The organism is Bacillus sp. FSL M7-0791 (assembly GCF_038627085.1).
GTDB classification, from domain to species: Bacteria; Bacillota; Bacilli; order Bacillales; family Bacillaceae; genus Bacillus; species Bacillus safensis.
Map to the genome: position 1 here is coordinate 1761920 of NZ_CP152022.1, position 21293 is coordinate 1783212.

Sequence of the window (21293 nt, forward strand, 5' to 3'; positions counted from 1 at the left end):
TTTGATTAATGAATGAGCATTAAGAGTTTATTTTCTCCTGCGTTGACATAAGAGTCACCTGTATAGATAACATCCAGGTACTTCGAGGAATTAGTGACGATGATAGGTGTCACGACATCTAATCCTTTTGATTGAATTCCTTCTATATCAAATGATAATAAATGATCCCCGATGTTGATTTCATCTCCTTCTTCCACCAATACCTCAAAGAATTGACCATTTAGGCTGACGGTATCAATCCCTACATGTATTAATAATTCAACCCCATCATCTGAAACCAAACCTATTGCATGTTTAGTAGGTGTAACGGTCACAACTTTTCCGGCAAACGGCGCTTGTACCACCCCCTTATCAGGTATAATCGCTACTCCCTTGCCCATCATTTCGCTTGAAAAGACGGCATCATTTACGTCAGATAAAGGAACGACTTTACCAGTTATAGGTGCTTGTATTTCATAAGGATTTACTTGTCTGGCAGCTTGTTGATTGACTGCATTTTCTGGATATTTAGATGGCTTTCCCTGTTTTTCCGGCTGCCCTTCATCCTTTGTGGCAGGTTCATTGAAGCCAAGAAACATAGTGGCAAGCAGTGAGACCAAAAAGCTCAGCACTATTCCAATTAAAGCCAGCTGGAAATTATTTGTGCCTTTCATAATATAGGTTGGCAGAGATGTAACACCTGGAATTGAAAATGCTGTCGTTTTGACTGAGAATAAACCATAAAAACATCCGCCAACTGCGCCGCCTATTAATGAAGCATAGAAAGGCTTTTTCAATCTCAGTGTTACGCCATAAATGGCTGGTTCTGTAATTCCAAAGAAACTCGGAAGCAATGTTGATAACGCCAAAGACCTTGTTTCTACTCGTTTTGTGCGAATGATGACCCCTAAAACGGCACCTGCTTGTGCCATATTGGCAATAAAGTTCATCGGAAGCAGCATGATATCGTAGCCAACTTTTTCAAAGCTGGCAAACGTGCTTGGGAAGAATGCGTAATGCATCCCAGTTAGCACAATTAAAGGCATGAGGCCTCCCATTAATAAACCTGCAATCGGCCCAGCAAAATGGAATAAAGAAGTGAAAAAGATATCTAAATACTGACCGAAAACGTTTCCAATAGGCGCTATGAAAGCTAGTGTAAGAGGCGCCGTGATCATTAAGCTCAGTACCGGTGTAAACACGATGCTTAAGGATTTTGGAATCACTTTCGTTATCCACTTATCAATAAAGCTAAGGAGCAGCACTCCTAAAATAATCGGTAAGACAGAAGAAGTATAATTATTTAATGGGATACTCAATCCTAAAAAACTAAGTGGATCTGCCCCTTTTGCTGCACCTTCCACCATCGTTGGGTACAATAAAATCCCAGCGAGTGCCATCGCAAGAGATTCTCGTGTTTTAAATTTCTTCGCTGCAGAATACGCAATGAGGAAAGGTAAAAAGTAAAAGACAGCATTTGAAAAGATTTGAAGTACAGCATAGGTAGAGCTTTTTTCCGTCATCCAGCCTAAACTAACGAACAAAGCCATGATCCCTTTTATCAATCCACTACCCACAATCGCCGGCAAAATCGGTGTGAAAATCCCGCTAATGACATCGAATACGACTTCGATTGGATTCATTTTTGACGTATTTTTAGCAGGAGTAGAATCATTGCTGCTCTCTCCAATCAGATGGTCGATTTCCTCATAGACTTCTGCAACCTTTGCTCCAATAATGACTTGGAATTGTCCGCTTTGGAATTGCGCTCCCAGCACACCGTCTACTGTTTTCAGTTCATCTACTTTCACCTGTTTTTCATCGTTGATATTAAATCTCAGCCTCGTAATACAATTCCAGCTTTGAGATATATTACCGGTTCCACCGATTAATTTAATAATTTCTTGCGCCAATTCTTTGTTTCCCATGTCTTCACCCCTTCATTTTCACAAAAAAAACCTAAACAAAATCCACCATTAGAAAGACTTCTAAATGGAGATTTGTTTAGGTTAATGCTTTTTCATAACACGCCTAAAAGAAATCATTTATTTTGTTGATGTTTCTTTGTAATTCTTTCAATATGAATGACTAGAAAAACAAGTTCGTCTTCCGTGACATTCCAATTGAATTCCCGCTTTAACATTTCTTTAATAATTAAACCGCATGCATAGCTCTTCATATACCGATCCTGAATTAATTCTTTTAATGAATCATCCATTTGCTGCGGCGGTTGATTTGTTTCTTGTCTGACAATAAAATATCTCAAATGAGTGATAAACCTCGAATAATCTATTGATGATTTATCTAACACCATCTCGAAAATGTTTTGAATAATCTTAACGATTTCCTTCGTGAGATGGGTCATTTTGATCGTATCTCCCATAGACTGACCATCTATTTGAGCGTTTACAAAATGAAGGGCAATGAGTGAAGCCTCTGTATCATGAAAAGTAATCCCCATCATTTTTTGAATAATTTTAAGTGCTTTTTTCCCAATTTGATATTCTTGAAAATATAGATGTGGAATTTCCCATACAATTGGGTTTTCATATTCCATTTTTTCTTGATGCCTTTGAATAGAAAAGGTAAGATGATCAGATAGCGAAAACAGCATGCTGGAACCTAATTTTTTATTCAACATCTCTTCGCCCATATGAATGATTTTTTCAGTTAATAAAAGGATATCAGTTGGGATAGCGGCAAGTTGAGATTCTAATGGAGACGTCTGATCAGAATAAAATGTCTTACTGACAGCGCTCTCATCAAGTGTATCACCCTTTTTCTTCTTAAAGCCTATTCCTGTACCAAAAACAACTACTTCATTTTGAGTGTCTGTTAGAGCTAATACGATATTATTGTTTAAAACTTTAACGACGGTGAACATGTTCATCCCACCTTACCTAAAACTGCTAAAAAAGCATAAAAAAACACCAAAATCTCAGCAAACAACGTACAAATGTACAACATGTTTACCTGACTTGGTGGTGCCTGATGATATCAGTAACACTCCTGCATCGGTTACGACTTTATTGTAAACACAGGATAAACCAAAGTCAACTATTTTTTTCGGTAAAATAGATTTAAATACCTATATTATAGTATGTCGTTTATAAATTATTTTAAAAGGTAAACATTTTTAAGGTTGCTGTAAGGTTCAGATTAATACGGATTAAGGTTGAGGTAGTACAATGTGTTTGTAGTGAATAAATCATAGAGGTGAAACGTTTTGAGAGAAAATAAAGTCTTGTCATCATTATGTTACTTCAGTATCTTTTTCGCACCATTTTTGTTCCCAATTATCGTCTATTTCTTAGGTCAGGACGAAGTGAAATATCATGCGAAAAAATCATTATGGACGCATGTCATACCTTATTTGATTTTTGGTATTGGCATCCTTGGTTCAGGTTTACTTGGTAAAAAAGATATCAGCCATGCGGGGCCTTTCTTAATTGCGACATATGCAGTGACATTCCTTGTTGCCATCTACTTCTTCATTTGGAACATTGTGAAAGGCATCAAAGTATTTTCAGAATAAATAATTAGGTGAAAAAACGGTTCTGTTGTTGATCAGAACCGTTTTTTTGTCTATTTTTATGCTGGTAGTTGGATGTCAATTGTTGTTCCTTTTCCTACACTGCTGCGGATCGTGATATCCCCGCCGTGCTTGACGATAATATCCTTTGCAATGGCCATCCCAAGACCAGAGCCTGCATGCGAAACTCCTGTATTCGTCCCTCTGTAATAGCGGTCAAACACTTTTTCCAGCTCTGCCTCTTCTATTCCTCTGCCGTTGTCTTGAATCGTAATATGGGTTCTTTCTTTTTGTTCAAGCTGTACAATAATCGTCACATCAGGATCATTGTGAACGAGGGCATTTAAAATCAGATTGGTGACCGCTCTTCGTATGAGGATTTTATCAATATTCAGCATGAGCTTGTCTTCATTCGTTTGAAGCTCAATCGTCTGATCGGCATATCTTGAATCGTTTAAAATATCAATTAACGTTTCCCGCAGCAGTGACACGATGTTGACCAGCTCTTTATTGAGCATGACGCCGTTATTTTTCAGCCTTGTCGTTAAATTTAGATCCTCCATGACATCTTTGATATACAATGATTTATTCTCAATGATGCCCGCGTAATGTCTGATGTCTTGCTTTGAAAGAGGATACTTTGGGTCTTTCATGATTTCTGCATAGCCTTGAATAGAAGCGAGCGGCGTTTTAATATCATGAGAAATATGGCTGATCCATTCTTCACGCATTTGCTCTAGTTTGTCTTTTTCTTTTTTGCTTGAAGCGAGCTGCTCTGATAAGTGATTGACATTATAGAAGACATCTTTATAAATTCCTTTAGCAGGCAGATTTGTCGTGTAATCTCCGTTTGCCAGCCGCTGGATGTTATGAATGGCACGGCCGAGCGGTTTTGTGAGCTGCCGGCTGAATAAGTAACCAATGAGTAACGCTATAATGGCATCAATTGATAATAAAATCATCGTCCCGATATTGAATCTTGTTACTAAATCCTTCGTGTCAAACGAGAATAGGTATTTTCCAATGGAAGGGTCTTTAAATCCGATAAAGTAACTGTATTCTTTGCCCTTTACTTTTTTTCCGCCAGCATAAATAGTCGATAATAATTGCTTATCTTTATATTTATGTAAGTTCACGATGTCTATCGGTGTATATTTATTCTTTAATCCTTTAGGTGCCTGCGCATGATACACGTCCTGTCCATTTTCGTCTAAAATTTGAATCCATGCATTCTGTTGTTTTAAGGCTTTCTGCCCTTCTTTGTTTACGGTTATCCCTTGACCAGAAAAAGAGATGTATTGTTCAAATGATCTTGTAAAGGTTTCAGGCGTATTTTCCTCGTTATGCTGGCTGTTTGCCTGAAGTACGAGCCAAATCATAAATACGAATAAGTTGATAAAGACCGTGATTATGGTCACGATAATGACAGAGACCATATATCTGCCTGTTAATCGCCATTTCATCCTTACGCATCCTTTACAACAAATTTATAGCCAAGCCCTTTGACTGTGACGAGAAACTCTGGTGTTGACGGGGAATTTTCTATTTTTTCCCGAAGTCTTCGGATATGAACCATCACTGTATTGTCAGAACCGAAGAAGTCTTCCCCCCAAACAGTTTGATAAAGTGTTTCTTTACTGATGATGCGGTTCGGATGCTGCAAGAAGTAAGTCATCAGCAGAAGCTCTTTCGGCGTGAGCTCAATGACCGCGCCGTTTTTCGTCAGTTCTGCTTGCTGCTCGTTTAATTCAAACGGCCCTTTTTTGATCACGGGATCGGCTTGAGATGACTGCAAGTATGAGAGCCGTCTCAGCTGCGCTTTCACCCGGTAGGCGACTTCCTTTGGGCTGAACGGTTTTGTAATGTAGTCATCCCCGCCGATAGCAAGTCCTACAATTTTGTCTGATTCCTCTCCCTTTGCTGATAAAAAGATAATCGGAACATGGGAGGTCTCTCTGATTTGTCTGCAAATATCATAGCCTTCACCGTCTGGCAGCATAATATCAAGTATGACAAGATCGGGCTGTTCTTGATGAAATTTCGTGAGCCCATCACGGGCAGTTGAAGCTGTTATAACGCGATCAATGCCTTCTCTTGTTAATACTGTGTTGATTAATTCCAAAATTTCTTTTTCGTCATCGATCATTAATACTTTGCTTTGATGCTTTGGCATACATTGATCACTCTCCTGAAGTCATTGCCATTATTATACCCAATGTAAGAACATAGTGAAAAAATCAACTTCCTATTTGCATAAAAAAAGCCAATTTTCTTTTGAAATAAGAAAATTGGCTTTTGGTGATTCAATTGATTTTTTAGCGTTTGACTACAAATGTTGTCACACTTTGAGCCGGGAGATGAGCCCAAAATTGATTACCTGATATATTTAAGTCTGTACCCGGCTGAAGGTTGCTGTTGCTGCTCGTAATCCATCTTGATGCTTGTGAAGCAGTTCCATTTTGCATCACAAAGTGCTGATTGACTCCTGTATTGTTTTTGTTAATCGCGACAATGACGACCTGATTGTTTCCTTTGTAGGCAGATACGAAAACATTTGGTTCAGGACTTTTCGTTGCATCAATTCTGACGTATCCTGGGCGTACAAATTTGGAGAAATGCGCCATGTTGTAACCGCGTTTACTGATCAGGCCATCTTCCTTCATAGGGCCGTAGGATCTGCGGATGTACCACCAAACATATGCCTGAAAGTCCCCTTCTACCATCGAATGGTGAATATGCTCTGAAACCCCTAATGCCTCAGGCCAGCGGTCCGCTGAATTGTTATCGCTGTTCGGGTAGTAGACCTCTGTCATCCAAAGCTCCTTCCCCCCTCCTTTTTGTTTGAACAGAGGATACGGAAGCTGGCTGATTTGGGTTCCGTACAAATGGGCTCCGAGAATGTCCATATTTCCTAGCGCCTGCGGATCATTTAAGATAGGATCTGATATATTTTTAAGGTATTGAAAGGATTCTGGTGCAATCACGCGGGCATTAATGGAGCCGGCATTTTCTCTCATGAAACGCAGGATTTCCTGAGGAGTCCACCAAGTCCATTCATGTGCATAATCGGGCTCGTTTTGTACTGATATCGCATAGAGATTGACGCCATTATTTTTCATATACGTCACAAAATCGTTCAGATGCTGAGCATATGCAGCGTATTGATTGTATCTCAGACGCTTTGCAGTTGTACCATTACGGTTGAAAGTCTCGACCATATGGCTTGGAGGATTCCAAGGTGAAGCGATCACTAAAGCTCCATGCTCTATTGCTCTTTTGGCTGTGGCGACCTCTCTGTGCCAATTATTTCTGTTCTCATCTACAAAAATTCTTAGAATGGAAAACCCTAATTGATTCTGCCCATTGCCAAAGGCGGTTTCCCTTTGAGGTGCGGTCAAATCACCAATCCAAGCCGGGTGGTTCATTCCGCCAAAGCCACGAATCACTTGTCTTTCTGCATTGATATTAATATTGGCATCTGCTGCTGAAACTTCAGTGACGCCAGGTCCGATGAACATGACAGACAGCATGGTGAAGCAGATCAATAAAGTACAGATTGGTTTTTTGATCATTGACATCAAATTTTTCCACTCTCCTATCATTTTGTCATCCTTTGTTATTGAGTAAACCGCCAGGAATCAAACTGAAATAGGTTTGAACCTGTTCCAGTAAAGACAAAAAATACGTTGTGCACGCCAGCTGCTCCGTTTACTGTCGTTTCTACTTCTCGCCAATTGTTTGTTCCGCCTGTGGAAGGGACATTTAGTGTCCCGACGAGTCTGCCGTCAGGGTTTCCGAGGCGTACTTCTATTTTTCCGCCTGCATTTGATGCTACATTCGCTTTAAATGTTCTTGCGCCGTTTGATCCGAAATCGACGTTACTGGCAGCAACCCAATCTCCGTTTTGAATGTTTGTGACATGCTGGTTATTGACCGGTCCGCCTGGAGCTGAAGAGGCCTCTGTCAAAATGCGTCCATTCCATGCGAATGTTTCAGCTTCTACCCGCTGATAAGGATTCAGATTGGAAAGCTGTTTGACCCCTTCAAAATTGGCTGCAACCTCTCGAAGGGAGCCGTCAGCATTATGCACAAGCTTATTTATATGTGGAGATCTGTAGCCTTTTCCTGCCCCGTATAAGGCAGAGCTGACCGTTTGGGTATGATACACGACATACCACTCGTTTTTAAAATTGAACACAGCATGATGGTTGTTACCGCCTCCACCGAAAAATGCACCCGGATTTTTCAGGAAGTGCCCTCTATACGTAAAGGGACCCATCGGATTTGAGCTCGTCATATAACCGATCTCACCAGGTGGTTTATCTGCTGGGTGGGAGCCGCCAAAGTTGATGCAATAGGAATAGTAATAGGTTCCGTTATACTTATGCATCCCTGAGTCTTCAAACATAAAAGGAGCATCAATGGTCGAGGCGCTGCCCACAACACTTGTCATATCAGGCCCTAGTTTTAAGACTCTTGCTGTTTTAGGATTGGCCCATTGTCCCTGCGTTGGATTAGAACCGCCTGGTACGCCTCCACCGGCATATAAATACCCAGTGCCGTCATCATCTACAAAAACGGCTGGATCAAACAGCCATACAACCCCAGACATTCCTGGTGTATTTGGTGTGACGAGCGCTTTTCCGATAGGATCTGTCCATGGGCCGATTGGGGAGTCTGCTGTCAGAACACCAATTCCTCCGCCGCTGTTCGCGAAATAAAGGAAAAATTTATCTTTCCCATTGATTTTTTTCACCGCTGCTGATGGAGCCCAGGAAGCACCTGCCCATTTAGCGATCCCTTTGCCGCCATTTGCTCCATTTGCACCGGCTACTGGAATCGCGCCATGATCTGTCCAGTTCACCATATCTGCTGAAGAGATGACGAAGACCCTATTCAAATTGGCAAAAGAATTATCCTTAATCGTTCCGTTGCTGTGATATTCATAGTCATCACTCGACATATAAATGTACACTCTTCCGTTATAGGTGAGCGCAAACGGATCAGCGCCCAAGTGGTGGTCTATGAGCGGGTTTGCATTTCCTACACGTTTTGCAATTGTTGTGCTTGCCGCACTCGCATCATATACCGGTAAAAAGCTCAGTACCAAAGCAAAAATCAATAAACCAACGCCGCACTTCATCCTCGTCCTCATCGTTTCATTTCCTCCTGTTTTCATCTTCCTAATATTGGGGTTTAGGCCCAATTTCAAAATATGTTGATAGATACTGATGAAGAATGAATAGAAAGAATGATTTCTAGGGCAAATCCTTGCTGGAATCACGATGAAAACCCTTACTTTTTGACTAGAAGACAACAAAAAATGCAGTCTCCCATGATGGAGCTGCATTTTTTCTTTTTTGTAATGAAAAAGAGACTGCTTTCAGCAGCCTCTTCTTTTGAATTGATTATACTTTTTCAGGGACAAATGATTGATGATAAAAGGCTGGACGTTCTTGGAGATGGATTGGTGTTGTCTCACCAGTTGCCTTTGCTTTAAGACAAGCATCTGCTGTTACGGCAGCTACATATCCATCCCAAGCAGTAGGTCCATTTACTTCTCCTTTTAAGGAGGAATTGATCCAATCCTGCAATTCTTCGTCATAGGCTGCCTTAAATCGATGCTGCCAGTCTGTTAAGATATTTGTAGATCGTGTTGCCTGACTATGCAAAACGACACTGGCAGGATCAGGAAGACTTGCAATCCCTTTTTCACCGACAATTTGACACTGAATGTCATAGCCGTACTGACAATGAACGAATATTTCGCCATTGATGATGGTCCCTTGTTGCGTCTTCATGATCACTATTAAAGGATCTTGTAAGTGCTCAGCAGCTTGCTGCGTTTTTTTAGGTGCAATGACTTGTACGGATACGTATTCATCATTTAGTAACCAGCGGTGGACATCGATTTCATGAATGAATGTATCGACAATTGACATATCTCCTGTATATGTGTCAGGGACGGTTTGGTTTCTATGTGCAGCATGAATTATTAATGGTTCACCTACTTGTCCTTCATCCAGTACTTGTTTTAAAGCGCGATATCCCGAATCGTACCGGCGCATATATCCAACCTGTACGAGTAATTTCCCTTTCTTCATTTCAGCCTCGACTATACGAATGCAGCCTTCTGCTGTGGTTGCAAGTGGTTTTTCACAAAAAACAGGTTTATTAGCTTCAATAGCAGCTAACACATATTCTTCATGTGTCGGCCCCCATGATGTGACGATAACGGCATCTACCTCATCTGATTGAATGAGTTGATGGCCATCCTCATAAATACGTGCATCAAGGCTGAATGCATCTACGATGGCTTTTGCCTGCTGTCTGTTCACATCAGTAACAGCCACCACTCTTCCTTTAGACAGCGTATTTGTAATTCGTTTCATATGATCTTGACCAATGGCACCTATACCAATAACACCAATCTTTAATTCCATCTAGTGACCTCCTGTTTTTGTGCTTTTCGCACAGCTGTTTTGAAGTTGATAGGAGTATGTTGTATTACATATAACGAGCGGTGACCATTTTCTTTCTAGTATAAAATTCAACACCGTCCGTGCCATTTGCGTGCAGGTCGCCATAGAATGAATCTTTCCAACCTGAGAATGGGAAAAATGCCATTGGTGCTGGAACGCCGACATTAATACCTAACATGCCTGCATCAATATTCTCGCGGAATTCCCTCACACTTGATGCACTATCAGTGTAAAGGCAGGCACCATTTGCAAATTTAGACTCATTGGCCATTTCAATAGCATCAGCAAGCGATGAAACGCGAACAATGGATAAAACGGGAGCGAAAATTTCGTCCTGCCAAATTTTCATTTCTTTTGTTACATGATCAAAAATAGTCGGTCCGATAAAGTATCCTTCTCCCTCTGTTTCACGATCTTTGCGGCCATCACGAATGAGACTCGCTCCTTCTTCAATACCTGATTGAATATATTGAAGCGTTCGTTCTTTGTGACTTTCCCGAATGACTGGGCCGAGGAAAACATCTTCATTCATGCCATTTCCAATGACCATTTGATTGGATTCAGCGATTAATTTTTGAATGAGCTCGTCAGCGATATCTTTTTCTACTGTGACAACAGCTGCAGCCATACATCTTTCTCCAGCAGAGCCAAAGGCAGCACCAACAATTTGTTTGACGGCTGCCTCTATATCTGCGTCTTTTAGGACAATGGAGTGATTTTTAGCCCCTGCAAGTGCTTGGACACGTTTGCCATGCTCTGTTCCTTTTTTATAGACATATTCTGCGACTGGCTGAGAGCCGACAAATGAAATAGCTTTGACGTTTTGATGTTCAAGCAGGCCGTTAACGACATCGTGAGCCCCATTGACTATGTTAAGAACACCTTTTGGAAGACCCGCTTCTTCAAACAGCTCTGCTAACCGTGCCGCAAGAACAGGCGTACGTTCTGAAGGTTTTAAGACAAACGTATTTCCGCAGGCAATGGCAAGCGGGAACATCCAGCAAGGAACCATCATTGGAAAGTTAAATGGCGTAATGCCGCCAATGACGCCAATAGGATAGCGGTACATGCCTGATTCAAGTCCAGTCGCAATGTCTGGCAGCTGTTTTCCCATCATTAAAGTTGGGGCACCGGCTGCGAATTCGACGCATTCAATGCCTCGCTGTACTTCTCCGCGTGCTTCAGTTAAGCTTTTTCCATTTTCGAGCGTAACTAGTTCGGCTAATTCTTCCCATTTTTCGACTAATAATTGCTGATATTTAAAGAGAATACGTGCACGTCTTGGTACAGGGGTTTTAGACCAGCTGGAAAACGCTTCTTTTGCTGCTTGAACTGCTCGTTCTACATCTCCTTTTGTTGATAGGGGAACTTCTGCAATGATTTTCCCTGTTGCTGGATTATAAACGGGTTCAGTTTGACTTGTTTCAGCATTTACCCATTCTCCTCCAATATAATTTTTTAATGTTTTGACAGTTGTTTTAGCCATGGTATTCTCTCCTCTACGTTTAAATTGGTTGTGTTTGTTCAACTTTTGTTTCGTTCATAAAGTCTTTGATTTCTTTAACTGTGGGCATGGCATCTGATGAACTATGCTTAGAAATTACGATGGAGGCAGAAGCGCTTCCAAAACGCATAGCTTCTTCAATGGACATGTTGTTCATCAGCCCGTAAATAAAGGCTGAAGCATATGAATCACCCGCTCCGAATGTTTTGAGGACCTTTGTTTTAAAGATGCCGCCTCGATATGACTGTCCATCCTGCGTATAAGCGATGGAACCATCACCCCCATGTTTAATAACAACGATTTTGGCATGGTGTGAAAACCATTTTTTGGCGGTTGATTCATCATTTGACGGTCCATCTGCTATGAGTTTTTCCATCATATCAAACTCTTCTCTTGTGCCGATGATCACGTCTGATTTTTCAGCAGCTAAATTGTAATAAATCGCTGTTTCTTGCTCGGTTTGCCAAGTGTATGGACGATAATCCAGGTCAAAGAAGACAGTTACGTGATGCTTACGTGCATAATCAAGTGCCACAAATACTGCTTCTCTTGATGGACTTTTTGCTAGCGCAGTGCCTGAGATGAGTAAGGCTTTCGCCTTTTTGATATATTGTTCAGATACTTCTTGGACATCGATTTTTAAATCTGCTACATTGTCTCGGTACATTAAAATACTGCATTCTTCGGGACTCTTAATCTCAGTAAAAGCAAGACCCGTGACAGCACCAGATTGATCTATGACAATGCCGTCTGTATTGATGTTGTTCTTTTCCAAGTAGCTTGTTGCAAAACGTCCCATCTGATCGTTAGCGACTTTTCCAATGAATCCAGATTTCATACCGAGCCTTGCTAAACCAATGGCAATGTTGGCTGGAGACCCCCCGACGTATTTTGTGAAAGTCATCGTCTCTTCCATCGGCCGATTCAGTTCGTTCGCATTTAAATCAATACATAATCTTCCCATTGCAATAACATCAAGCTGCCGATCTTGTTTAAATGATAAGTCTAGCATCAGCGCCCCTCCCTTTTCATACTCAATTTGTTTTTCATCACCCATTCATGTTCAGCATTGTTATGAAACTTCCAAGTTCTCACTGGACCTCCCATGACATTCAAATAATAGATTTCATAGCCTGGTGGTGCTGACACAGGGTGATATCCTTTTGGTACAAGAACGGCGGAACTATCTCTTACAGCCATTGTCTCATCTAGTGAAAGATCATCTGTATATACTCTTTGTAAAACAAAACCTTGTTCTGGGTTTACTTTGTGATAATACGTTTCTTCTAAATAAGATTCGTGCGGTAAATTATCTTGATCATGTTTATGCGGCGGATAGCTCGACCAGTTTCCTTCCGGTGTAAATACTTCCACAACAAGCAGGTGGTCAGCTGGTTCATGTTCGGGTAAAATGTTGTGAACCTGTCTTGCAATATTACCTGCGCCTCTATGTTCAACCTCTACTCGTTCAGGAAGAATCAGACGAGCTGGATATGTGCCTTTTCCAGGTGCACTACAAACGGCAATCTCAATATCTGTTATGGCTTCAATTTCGTAATGATCATCGTTTGGTATATAAATGGAGAAAGGAGGTGTTTTCTCAAAAACATTCATTCGTTCGCCAATTTCTTTCCATGTCTCTTCTTTCGTTTGGAGATGAAGTTTACCTGAGAGAATGACAATGCACACCTCATTTTCATCTGTTTTTTTATGAAGGTTTTCACCTTTTGCCAATGTGTATACCTCAAAGCCAATATAGGTCCAACCTGCTGATTGAGGTGTGATGCTCAGCACCTTTCCCTCTTTGTCTCTTTTTTGTTTCGGTACAATTAAATCAGCCATTATGCACACACCTTTCATAAGCTTTTCTTAATATTGTCTTGCTTGTTTTAATTTTTGCTGTTTTTCTTCATATTCTTTTTGGATCTGTTCTTTATCAGAGATTTCTGAGATACCTACGTTCCACCATGAGTCACCGTAACCTGCTGTCATAGTTTTTGGAAGTACCTTCACATCAATCAGGGTACTGACCGTCTGCTTTTTAGCATCTTCAACCGCAGATTTCAATTCTTCGAGTGTATGAACTTCATATGTTTTTGCTCCATAACCTTTTGCTGATTGTGCAAAATTGATTTTCATAATCTCTCCATCAAGCTGTCCTGTTTTCTTGTTTCTTTTTCGAAATTCAGTCGCAAAACTGTCCATTCCATGGCCCATTTGCAAATTATTAATACAGCCAAAACCGGAGTTGTCAAAAAGAATGATATTAATCTTATAGCCCTCTTGAATGCTTGTGACAAGTTCACTATGCAGCATTAAATAACTGCCATCACCTGTTAAGGCATACACTTCTTTGGTTGGTTCAGCCATTTTCACTCCAAGTGCAGAAGCAATTTCGTAGCCCATACAAGAGTATCCATATTCAAGGTGATATGTGTTTCGCTCTTTGGTCACCCACATTCTCTGTAAATCTCCTGGGAGACTGCCTGCAGCACATGTAATAATGGCGTCAGATGGAATCCATTCGTTTAAACAGCCAAGTACAGTCGTTTGAGGTAGCGTTGTATGAAGTTTTTCCTTATATTCATCTAATTCATGATCAAAGTGGCTTTTGATTTCAGGTGTAAAGCCTGTTTCAGTGTACTGAATATGATGAAGCCGATGTAATTCTTGTGCCCAGCGCTGCTTTGCTTCTTTGATTTCATTTTGATAACCTGTTTGATAGTTTGCCAGTTCATCCTTTAATGCAAGGAGTGCCATCTTCGCATCAGAAATGACTGTTGTTGCATCTAATTTAGATGCATGATAATCGGATAGATTGATCGCTAAAACATCACTGTCTGCGTATAGCCGTTTAGATGATGTTGTAAAGTCTGTAAATCTAGTGCCGACGCCAATAATAAGGTCAGCCTTCTGAGCGAGTTCATTGGCAGCACTATTGCCAGTGACACCAAGTCCGCCTACATTTAATGGGTGGCTGCTTTCAACACAGCTTTTACCAGCTTGTGTTTCACTAAAGGGTATATGAAAAGTTTCAGCAAATTGGACAAACTCGTCAGCCGCCTCTGAGTAACGCACCCCTCCGCCTAAAATCAAGAAAGGCTTCTTTTTCTTACGAATGAGTGCCGCTGCTTCTTGAATACTTCTTTTTGAAGGTTCATATCTGTCTAAAAAATGCGTCCGCTCTTGAAAAAAAGACAGCGGGTAATCCCATGCTTCTCCTTGAACATCTTGAGGAAGCGAAATTGTGACCGCACCAGTATCTGCTTGATTTGTTAAAACACGCATGGCGTTAATCAGTGCGGACATGAGCTGTTCTGGTCTTGAAACCCGGTCCCAGTATTTACTCACAGCCCGAAAGGCATCATTCGTCGATAAACTCAAGTCATATGTTTGTTCAATCTGCTGAAGTGCTGGATCTGGCTGTCGTGTGGCAAAGACATCACTTGGGAAAAGCAAAAGTGGAATTTGATTCGCTGTTGCCGTTGCAGCAGCTGTGATCATATTGGCAGAGCCAGGCCCAACGGATGAGGTGCAGGCCATTACTTGTTTACGTTGCTTTTGTTTTGCGAAAGCCGTTGCAGCATGTGCCATCCCTTGTTCATTTCTTCCTTGATATACCTCGAGCCTTCCAGGGTTTTCTTGAAGGGCTTGACCGAGCCCCAACACATTTCCGTGACCGAAAATAGTAAAGATTCCTTTGATAAAAGGCTTTTTTTCACCGTCATATTCAACGTACTGGGCATTTAAAAATTTGACCAATGCTTGACTCACCGTTAACCTGATTGTGTCCATTTTTCCCCCTGCCTTATCTGAAAATATTTTTGACATGTTCCTTCATGTTAAAGTTTGCTGACTTTCATCTTGTGAAGGAGCAACGATCCATTTGATTTGATTCTTTTTGAAAAAGGTTGTATAGGAGGTATCCAGAGAATCGTCAGTGATTAAGTAGTCGATTTCATCCAGCTGGCAATATGTCAACATCGCATATTTATTGAATTTTGTATGATCTACTAATAGAATCACTTCTCTACCTTTTTTGACGACCATTTCCTTCATGCTTGTTTCTACTGGCGATGAATTTGTTACTCCATTTGAAATAGAGACCCCTGTTGAGGCCATAAACACTTTATCGAAGTTGTATTGAAGTACATCATTTGTATTAGTAATGCTGGAAAATGATTTCGTTTTCCGCTCTAATTGGCCGCCAGTTGAAATGACTTGAAGCTGAGTGTAAGGCAATGCTTGTACAATAAAGTCTAAGTTGTTCGTGACAACCGTTAATTCCTTTTCTTTTATAAAATGAATCATTTCTAATGTTGTGGTACCAGAGTCAATAAAAATGACATCGCCATCATCTACTAATCGTGCCGCATCTTTTGCAATCCATCTTTTTTGAAGTTGGTTTCGTGTTTGTCTGTCATGAAATGATTCAAGCCTTGCATGATTGGCTGCTACTCCCCCATAAACCTTTTGGATATGTCCTTCTTCAACGAGCTTTTGAACGTCTCGCCTAATCGTATTTTTTGACACCCCAAAGGTTGTGACAAGATCATCTAACGAGACAGACTGATGTTGGATCACATATTTTTTTATTTGCTGGATTCTTTTCGTTTTTATCATGCTTCATCTTCCTTTTCGTCTTATCTATGGAAGTGTCTGCTAGATGTGCTCAAACACGCTGACTTGATCCAAATTGTTGGATTTTCATCTTGACAACTTGTTTAATGGCTTCTGTACCAGGTGTTAAAATTGTTTGTGGATCATTGGTTGCTTTGTTTTTAGTTAGTTGAGCTCGGACAGCTTGATTCCAAGCTTCCAAGCATTCAGTGTTGACATTGATTTTTGCATGACCAAGTGAGATAGCCCTTTGAATCTGATCAACAGGAATGCCTGAACCGCCGTGTAAGACAAGCGGAACGTCTGTGAGTTCAGCTATTTGCTTCATCTCATCAAATCCTAGCCTCGGTTCTCCTTGATAAGGGCCATGCACTGAACCGAGTGCTGCGGCCAAGGCATCAATTCCTGTTTCTCTAACAAGGCGCACACATTCGTATGGATCAGCATAGATGATATTTCCTATCAAACCATCTTCCATTCCTCCAACAGAGCCAACTTCAGCTTCGACAGATACACCTCTTTTAGAGGCATAATGAACAACTTCTTTTGTCATGGCAATATTTTGTGAGAGAGGATAGGAAGAGCCGTCTATCATGACTGAGCTAAATCCTGCATCAATGGCAGCTTTGCACCGAGAGACAGTCATGCCATGATCTAAATGTAAAGAAACTGGGACACTGATCTCCAAATCTCTCATTAACCCTTCAACCATGCCTACAATCGTGTGAAAGCCGCCCAAATAATCAATGAGCCGGTCAGATGCTGCTAAAATGATAGGAGATCGCTCCTCTTTTGCCGCAAGTAAGATGGCTTTCACCCATTGCAAACCATTGATATTCATTTGTCCTACTGCATATTGTTTTTGTTTTGCTTCATGCAGTATGCTTTTCATTGAAATGAGCTTTGAATCTATTACGGTCATCTATTGAACACTCCTTACTGTTGAAACTCTATTTTCACAAATTGGTTCGACACCATCTTTGTTTTCATCCCTTTTATTTAAGACAGTGTTTGATGATCTGTTGTGATGTCAATTGATGTTTGATCGTGCTTACGGAAATTCATTTCTAGTTCTTCAAGTGTCATCCCTTTTGTTTCCGGCAAGCACTTCACCACAAACAAAATAGACAGGACTCCGAAAGCGACAAAAACGAAGAAAGTCATCGAGAGGCCGATCTGAGCAAGTAATATTGGGAACGTCAAACCAATTAAAAAGTTCACCATCCATAGACAAAATACACTTACCCCCATACCAAGCCCCCGCAGCCGAAGAGGAAAAATTTCTGACAGCATGAGCCAGGTGACAGGAGAGATGGCGCCTTGCTGGAATGCAAGGAATGTAATCGTCAAAAATAAAATCAAATATGGAAGAAAGGCTGTTCCTGCAAAAAGATTAGAGCAAATGCCGATAGACAGTAATGTGAAGGTTGTTCCAATCAAGCCTGAAATTAACATAGGGCGACGTCCTATTTTGCCAAGCAGCCAAATGCCAACAAATGTAGCAAGGACAGAGATAACACCATTCCCAATATTCCCAATTAGAGCTGCCTTCGTTTCGAAACCTGCATCTTTTAAAATTTCTGTTCCGTAATACATGATGGAATTAACTCCTGTGAACTGCTGTACAACCGCAATTCCTATGCCGATAAACACAAGCCGCCTAATCCAAGGCGTGGATAAATCTTTTAAAGTCGCTTTATCTAAATTCACTTCTTCCCTGTAAGCGTTCTCTATTTCGAGCAACTCCGTTTTCGCCGCTCCTTTTGAGCGAATGCGGTGAAGTACTTGAAGTGCTTCTTTGTTTTTCCCCTTTGTTACAAGCCATCTTGGGCTCTCTGGCACTTTTAGCATACCGAAGAATAAAATAATGGCTGGAATCGCCGCAATTGGTAGCATGATGCGCCATACATACGGGTTCTCTCCAAATAAATTTCCAATCAATGCATTACAGGTAAAAGCAAGTAATTGACCGGATACGATCATCAGTTCATTTTGTGTGACGATTCTTCCGCGATTTTCTGCTGGAGAGATTTCAGCTAAAAAGGCTGGAACTATGACTGAAGCTCCTCCAACTGCAAGCCCTAAAAAGAATCGGAATAAGACCATTACTTCAGCGTTTGGTGATACAGTACATCCTAATGTAGAAAAAAAGAATAGAGCGGCTAAGTAAAAAATAGTTTTACGGCGTCCGAACCTGTCTGATAAACGTCCGCATATGACTGCACCTAATGCTGCACCTAATAATAATGCACTTGTTACAATCCCTTGCATCACTGCTGTTAAATTTAACTGATTCGGTAAAGACATGTAAGGTAATGCACCATTTAATACACCAGTGTCATAACCAAAAAGAAGTCCTCCAAAGGTCGAAATTAGGATAATAGATCTTAAATTGGTTTGTTGACTTTTGTTCATGGTCTTTTCTCCTGTTCTCTTTAAGAATGAATAGCCAAGTTTTCATCAATATACTGACGAGCCTTTAATGCATATTCTAAAGGATGGGCAATCGCAGGATTCTGTTCAGCTTCTATGACGATCCACCCTTTATAGCCATGACTGATTAACAAACGGTATACTTCATTAAAATCGATACAGCCATCCCCAGGTACTGTAAACAATCCATTTAAGAAAGATTCAGAAAAAGACAATTCTTTTTGACGACAGCTTTCCATCACTTCTTTTCTCACATCTTTAAAATGCACGTGCTGGATACGGTCGATATGCAGCTTGAGCAAGGATAAATAATCGCCATCTGATACGTAAATATGTCCAGTATCATATAGAAGGTGAACATACCGAGGGTCTGTTCCAGCTAAAAGACGTGTGACATCTGATAAGGTTTGTACCCCTGTTCCGAGATGATGATGATAGACTAGTTTGAGATGGTAACTGTTTGCTATTTGACCTAATTCATTGAGACCTTCTAAAAGCAGTGCCCATTCCTCACCTGTGAAAGATGGCTGATGCTGATAGATGTTGATGTTTTCTTTTTGAATGGAATACGTTTGCTCTGAGACAACAGCTACACTAGCATGAATGTCTTGCAAGTACTGACAATGCTTTTTGAATGCTTGTATTGAAGCCGCTAAACCATCTCGTATCATATAACTGCTAAACCATTTTCCAGCTATTTTTAAATTGCGAAGTTTTAGTTCTTTATTCAAGACAGCTGGTTCTGGAAAGAAACCACCTGCTTCAGTTCCTTCAAAGCCAGCGACACAAATATCACTTAATAAATGAGATAGTGTGTTTTCGGCGCCAAGTGCTGGGATGTCATCGTTCCTCCATCCAATAGGCGCGATGCCCCATAAAATTTCTTCTTTAGACACGTTGTTTGTCACCATCCTTTTATTCATCATCTTTATTCCCATCAAACTTTATCACAACTTAACCAATATGGTGATGATTAATTGGGTAACTTATGGTTAAGTTTGAGGTAATCATAATATTAAAAGCGCTTTCAGTCAATTATTTTTCTGAATTTTTTCTATTTATTTGTGATTTTTTGTATAAAAAAACCTGATGGCATTTGCACATCAGGTCTTGTTTCTAATTCATTTATTATAGATTTGACTTAATTTTAATGATAGATTCACCGTAATGCTTCATGGATTCTTTTAGTTCTTCAATAAACTTTTTCACATATGTTTTCATAATGAATGACTCCTTCGTTTTTCGGATTCTTTCATTATGAAGACAGTGTGTTTTATTTGCAAAACAGATGAAAGCGTCAACAAACTTTCAATTCATCCATTTGGCTCTTTTTCCTGTGATTTTCACCGACTACTATTTTTTTAAAAAAGATTGATTAGCATGATTAATTTGATGACGGTGATGAAGCGCTATACTGTGTAGCCCCTTTGTAGGCTGGCAGTCTATCCCCATGCGCTTCAATAAGGTCGTCGCAAAGATTCACGATGTCATCAATTGATAATTCAGCGCTTGTGTGTGGATCCAGTAGAGCTGCTTGATAAATGTGTTCTTTTTTACCGCTGATCGCTGCTTCAATCGTCATCAGCTGTGAGCTGATATTCGTTCGGTTGAGTCCTGCCAATTGTTCAGGTATTTCTCCGACATAGCATGGCATGATGCCGCTTCGATCTGCCACACACGGTACTTCTACACAAGCTTTTTCAGGCAGGTTGTCAATGAGCCCGCCAGTGTTCAGAACATTTCCACCAAATTTAAAGGGAACGTTCGTTTCGATCGCTTCAATGATCCGGGAACCATATTCTTTTGAGCGGGTATGTGTGATCTGTGTGTTTCCCACAAGGTCATGCTTCATTGTATTCCAATTGTTGATTTGTTCCTCGCAGCGTCGCGGATATTCATCGAGCGGAATGTTAAACTGACCGATTAGTTCAGGGTACCGTGATTTGATGAAATATGGATGGTATTCGGCATTGTGCTCTGAGGATTCTGTGACATAGTAGCCGAATTTATCCATCAGTTCAAAACGAACCATATCATGATGCCGCGATTGCTGCTTTTCTTTTGCTCGTCTTTTGATTTCTGGATACAAGTCTTTTCCGTCCCGTTTTACTTCTAATAACCATGCCATATGGTTAATGCCGGCGATTTTTTCTTCAATGCCTTCATGTTCCATTTCAAGAGATTCAAATAGGTCCTTTGTACACACCTGCACACTATGACAGAGACCAACCGTTTGAATCTGTGTATAGCGAAGCATCGCACCTGTCAGTGTGGCCATTGGATTCGTGTAATTTAACAATAAAGCATTTGGACAAACCTCTTCCATATCCTTTGCAAAGTCTAGCATGACAGGAATCGTCCGAAGGGAGCGAAAGATGCCGCCGATCCCTACCGTATCCGCAATCGTTTGTCTTAATCCGTATTTTTTAGGTATTTCAAAATCAATGACAGTACTTGGTCGATAGCCTCCAACTTGGATGGCATTGATGACATATTTTGCATCCTTTAAGGCTTCTTTGCGGTTGTGATAGGACTGGATGGTCACGTTTGCACCGTAATTTGCTTTTAAATGCGACAGCATTGTTTCTGATTCTTTCAGCCGGTTGTGGTCGATATCATATAATGCGAATTCAAACCCTGCAAGGGCGGGAGCAAACAGACAATCTCCTAATATATTTTTAGCAAACACGGTACTCCCTGCACCGATAAATGTAATTTTAGACATAGACGACTCTCCTTTTTA

General features: G+C 40.7%; 17 protein-coding genes. 1 reads left to right on the forward strand and 16 read right to left on the reverse strand.

Features of this window, described 5'->3' with window-relative positions; translation table 11 throughout:
- Window positions 1–5: 5 nt before the first annotated feature.
- Window positions 6–1907 (reverse strand): beta-glucoside-specific PTS transporter subunit IIABC, encoded by a 1902-nt coding sequence (locus tag MHI08_RS08955; RefSeq protein ID WP_342500168.1) that lies wholly within the window; start codon window positions 1905–1907, stop codon window positions 6–8.
- 113 nt (window positions 1908–2020) lie between these two features.
- Entirely contained in the window at window positions 2021–2863 is an 843-nt protein-coding gene (locus MHI08_RS08960; protein WP_073205807.1) for a PRD domain-containing protein, read from the reverse strand.
- 342 nt (window positions 2864–3205) lie between these two features.
- On the opposite strand from MHI08_RS08960, the gene MHI08_RS08965 reads away from it, so the two are divergent.
- Window positions 3206–3514 carry a DUF4870 domain-containing protein gene (locus tag MHI08_RS08965; protein WP_342500169.1) on the forward strand — a complete coding sequence of 103 codons (309 nt, stop codon included), beginning with the start codon at window positions 3206–3208 and terminating at the stop codon, window positions 3512–3514.
- 56 nt (window positions 3515–3570) lie between these two features.
- On the opposite strand, the gene MHI08_RS08970 is transcribed toward MHI08_RS08965, so the two are convergent.
- From MHI08_RS08970 to MHI08_RS09035, 14 genes are all read right to left on the reverse strand, one after another.
- Window positions 3571–4974, reverse strand: coding sequence for a HAMP domain-containing sensor histidine kinase (locus MHI08_RS08970; protein ID WP_342500170.1), 1404 nt, complete (start codon window positions 4972–4974; stop codon window positions 3571–3573).
- Between the two features lie 2 nt (window positions 4975–4976).
- Window positions 4977–5684, reverse strand: coding sequence for a response regulator transcription factor (locus MHI08_RS08975; protein ID WP_041109294.1), 708 nt, complete (start codon window positions 5682–5684; stop codon window positions 4977–4979).
- A 142-nt stretch (window positions 5685–5826) separates the two neighbouring features.
- On the reverse strand, window positions 5827–7092 hold the full coding sequence (locus MHI08_RS08980) for a glucuronoxylanase (protein ID WP_025093211.1): 1266 nt from the start codon (window positions 7090–7092) through the stop codon (window positions 5827–5829).
- Window positions 7093–7127: 35 nt separating this feature from the next.
- Window positions 7128–8666 (reverse strand): glycoside hydrolase family 43 protein, encoded by a 1539-nt coding sequence (locus MHI08_RS08985; RefSeq protein WP_342500171.1) that lies wholly within the window; start codon window positions 8664–8666, stop codon window positions 7128–7130.
- A gap of 253 nt (window positions 8667–8919) precedes the next feature.
- Entirely contained in the window at window positions 8920–9954 is a 1035-nt protein-coding gene (locus MHI08_RS08990; protein WP_025093209.1) for a Gfo/Idh/MocA family oxidoreductase, read from the reverse strand.
- Window positions 9955–10018: 64 nt separating this feature from the next.
- A complete protein-coding gene (locus MHI08_RS08995) occupies window positions 10019–11479 on the reverse strand; it encodes a CoA-acylating methylmalonate-semialdehyde dehydrogenase (protein WP_342500172.1) in 1461 nt (486 codons plus the stop codon).
- Between the two features lie 19 nt (window positions 11480–11498).
- Entirely contained in the window at window positions 11499–12509 is a 1011-nt protein-coding gene (gene iolC, locus MHI08_RS09000) for a 5-dehydro-2-deoxygluconokinase (protein ID WP_133743752.1), read from the reverse strand.
- Window positions 12509–13339: a 5-deoxy-glucuronate isomerase gene (gene iolB / locus MHI08_RS09005; RefSeq protein WP_149126596.1), complete on the reverse strand. Its 831-nt coding sequence runs from the start codon at window positions 13337–13339 to the stop codon at window positions 12509–12511. The genes iolC and iolB overlap by 1 nt, the downstream gene beginning before the upstream one ends.
- Before the next feature lie 27 nt (window positions 13340–13366).
- Window positions 13367–15292 (reverse strand): 3D-(3,5/4)-trihydroxycyclohexane-1,2-dione acylhydrolase (decyclizing), encoded by a 1926-nt coding sequence (iolD, locus tag MHI08_RS09010; protein WP_149126595.1) that lies wholly within the window; start codon window positions 15290–15292, stop codon window positions 13367–13369.
- Between the two features lie 42 nt (window positions 15293–15334).
- Window positions 15335–16120, reverse strand: a complete 786-nt coding sequence (locus MHI08_RS09015; protein ID WP_342500173.1) for a DeoR/GlpR family DNA-binding transcription regulator — start codon at window positions 16118–16120, stop codon at window positions 15335–15337.
- A gap of 49 nt (window positions 16121–16169) precedes the next feature.
- Window positions 16170–17039 (reverse strand): class II fructose-1,6-bisphosphate aldolase, encoded by an 870-nt coding sequence (gene fba / locus MHI08_RS09020; RefSeq protein ID WP_342500174.1) that lies wholly within the window; start codon window positions 17037–17039, stop codon window positions 16170–16172.
- 77 nt (window positions 17040–17116) lie between these two features.
- Window positions 17117–18532, reverse strand: coding sequence for a sugar porter family MFS transporter (locus MHI08_RS09025; RefSeq protein ID WP_342500175.1), 1416 nt, complete (start codon window positions 18530–18532; stop codon window positions 17117–17119).
- A 20-nt stretch (window positions 18533–18552) separates the two neighbouring features.
- Complete coding sequence (gene iolE / locus MHI08_RS09030; protein ID WP_025093201.1) at window positions 18553–19446, reverse strand: myo-inosose-2 dehydratase; 894 nt, start codon at window positions 19444–19446, stop codon at window positions 18553–18555.
- A gap of 488 nt (window positions 19447–19934) precedes the next feature.
- Window positions 19935–21275: an alpha-glucosidase/alpha-galactosidase gene (locus tag MHI08_RS09035; RefSeq protein ID WP_342500176.1), complete on the reverse strand. Its 1341-nt coding sequence runs from the start codon at window positions 21273–21275 to the stop codon at window positions 19935–19937.
- Between the last annotated feature and the right edge of the window lie 18 nt (window positions 21276–21293).

What these genes read in the sequence shown, in the direction of transcription:
- MHI08_RS08995 (WP_342500172.1), bottom strand. Translation starts at nt 11,479, where the DNA reads ATGGCTAAAACAACTGTCAAAACATTAAAAAATTATATTGGAGGAGAA.
- MHI08_RS08970 (WP_342500170.1), bottom strand. Translation starts at nt 4,974, where the DNA reads ATGAAATGGCGATTAACAGGCAGATATATGGTCTCTGTCATTATCGTG.
- MHI08_RS08990 (WP_025093209.1), bottom strand. Translation starts at nt 9,954, where the DNA reads ATGGAATTAAAGATTGGTGTTATTGGTATAGGTGCCATTGGTCAAGAT.
- iolC (WP_133743752.1), bottom strand. Translation starts at nt 12,509, where the DNA reads ATGCTAGACTTATCATTTAAACAAGATCGGCAGCTTGATGTTATTGCA.
- fba (WP_342500174.1), bottom strand. Translation starts at nt 17,039, where the DNA reads ATGACCGTAATAGATTCAAAGCTCATTTCAATGAAAAGCATACTGCAT.
- iolB (WP_149126596.1), bottom strand. Translation starts at nt 13,339, where the DNA reads ATGGCTGATTTAATTGTACCGAAACAAAAAAGAGACAAAGAGGGAAAG.
- MHI08_RS09015 (WP_342500173.1), bottom strand. Translation starts at nt 16,120, where the DNA reads ATGATAAAAACGAAAAGAATCCAGCAAATAAAAAAATATGTGATCCAA.
- MHI08_RS08960 (WP_073205807.1), bottom strand. Translation starts at nt 2,863, where the DNA reads ATGTTCACCGTCGTTAAAGTTTTAAACAATAATATCGTATTAGCTCTA.
- MHI08_RS09035 (WP_342500176.1), bottom strand. Translation starts at nt 21,275, where the DNA reads ATGTCTAAAATTACATTTATCGGTGCAGGGAGTACCGTGTTTGCTAAA.
- iolD (WP_149126595.1), bottom strand. Translation starts at nt 15,292, where the DNA reads ATGGACACAATCAGGTTAACGGTGAGTCAAGCATTGGTCAAATTTTTA.
- MHI08_RS08975 (WP_041109294.1), bottom strand. Translation starts at nt 5,684, where the DNA reads ATGCCAAAGCATCAAAGCAAAGTATTAATGATCGATGACGAAAAAGAA.
- MHI08_RS08955 (WP_342500168.1), bottom strand. Translation starts at nt 1,907, where the DNA reads ATGGGAAACAAAGAATTGGCGCAAGAAATTATTAAATTAATCGGTGGA.
- MHI08_RS09025 (WP_342500175.1), bottom strand. Translation starts at nt 18,532, where the DNA reads ATGAACAAAAGTCAACAAACCAATTTAAGATCTATTATCCTAATTTCG.
- MHI08_RS08985 (WP_342500171.1), bottom strand. Translation starts at nt 8,666, where the DNA reads ATGAGGACGAGGATGAAGTGCGGCGTTGGTTTATTGATTTTTGCTTTG.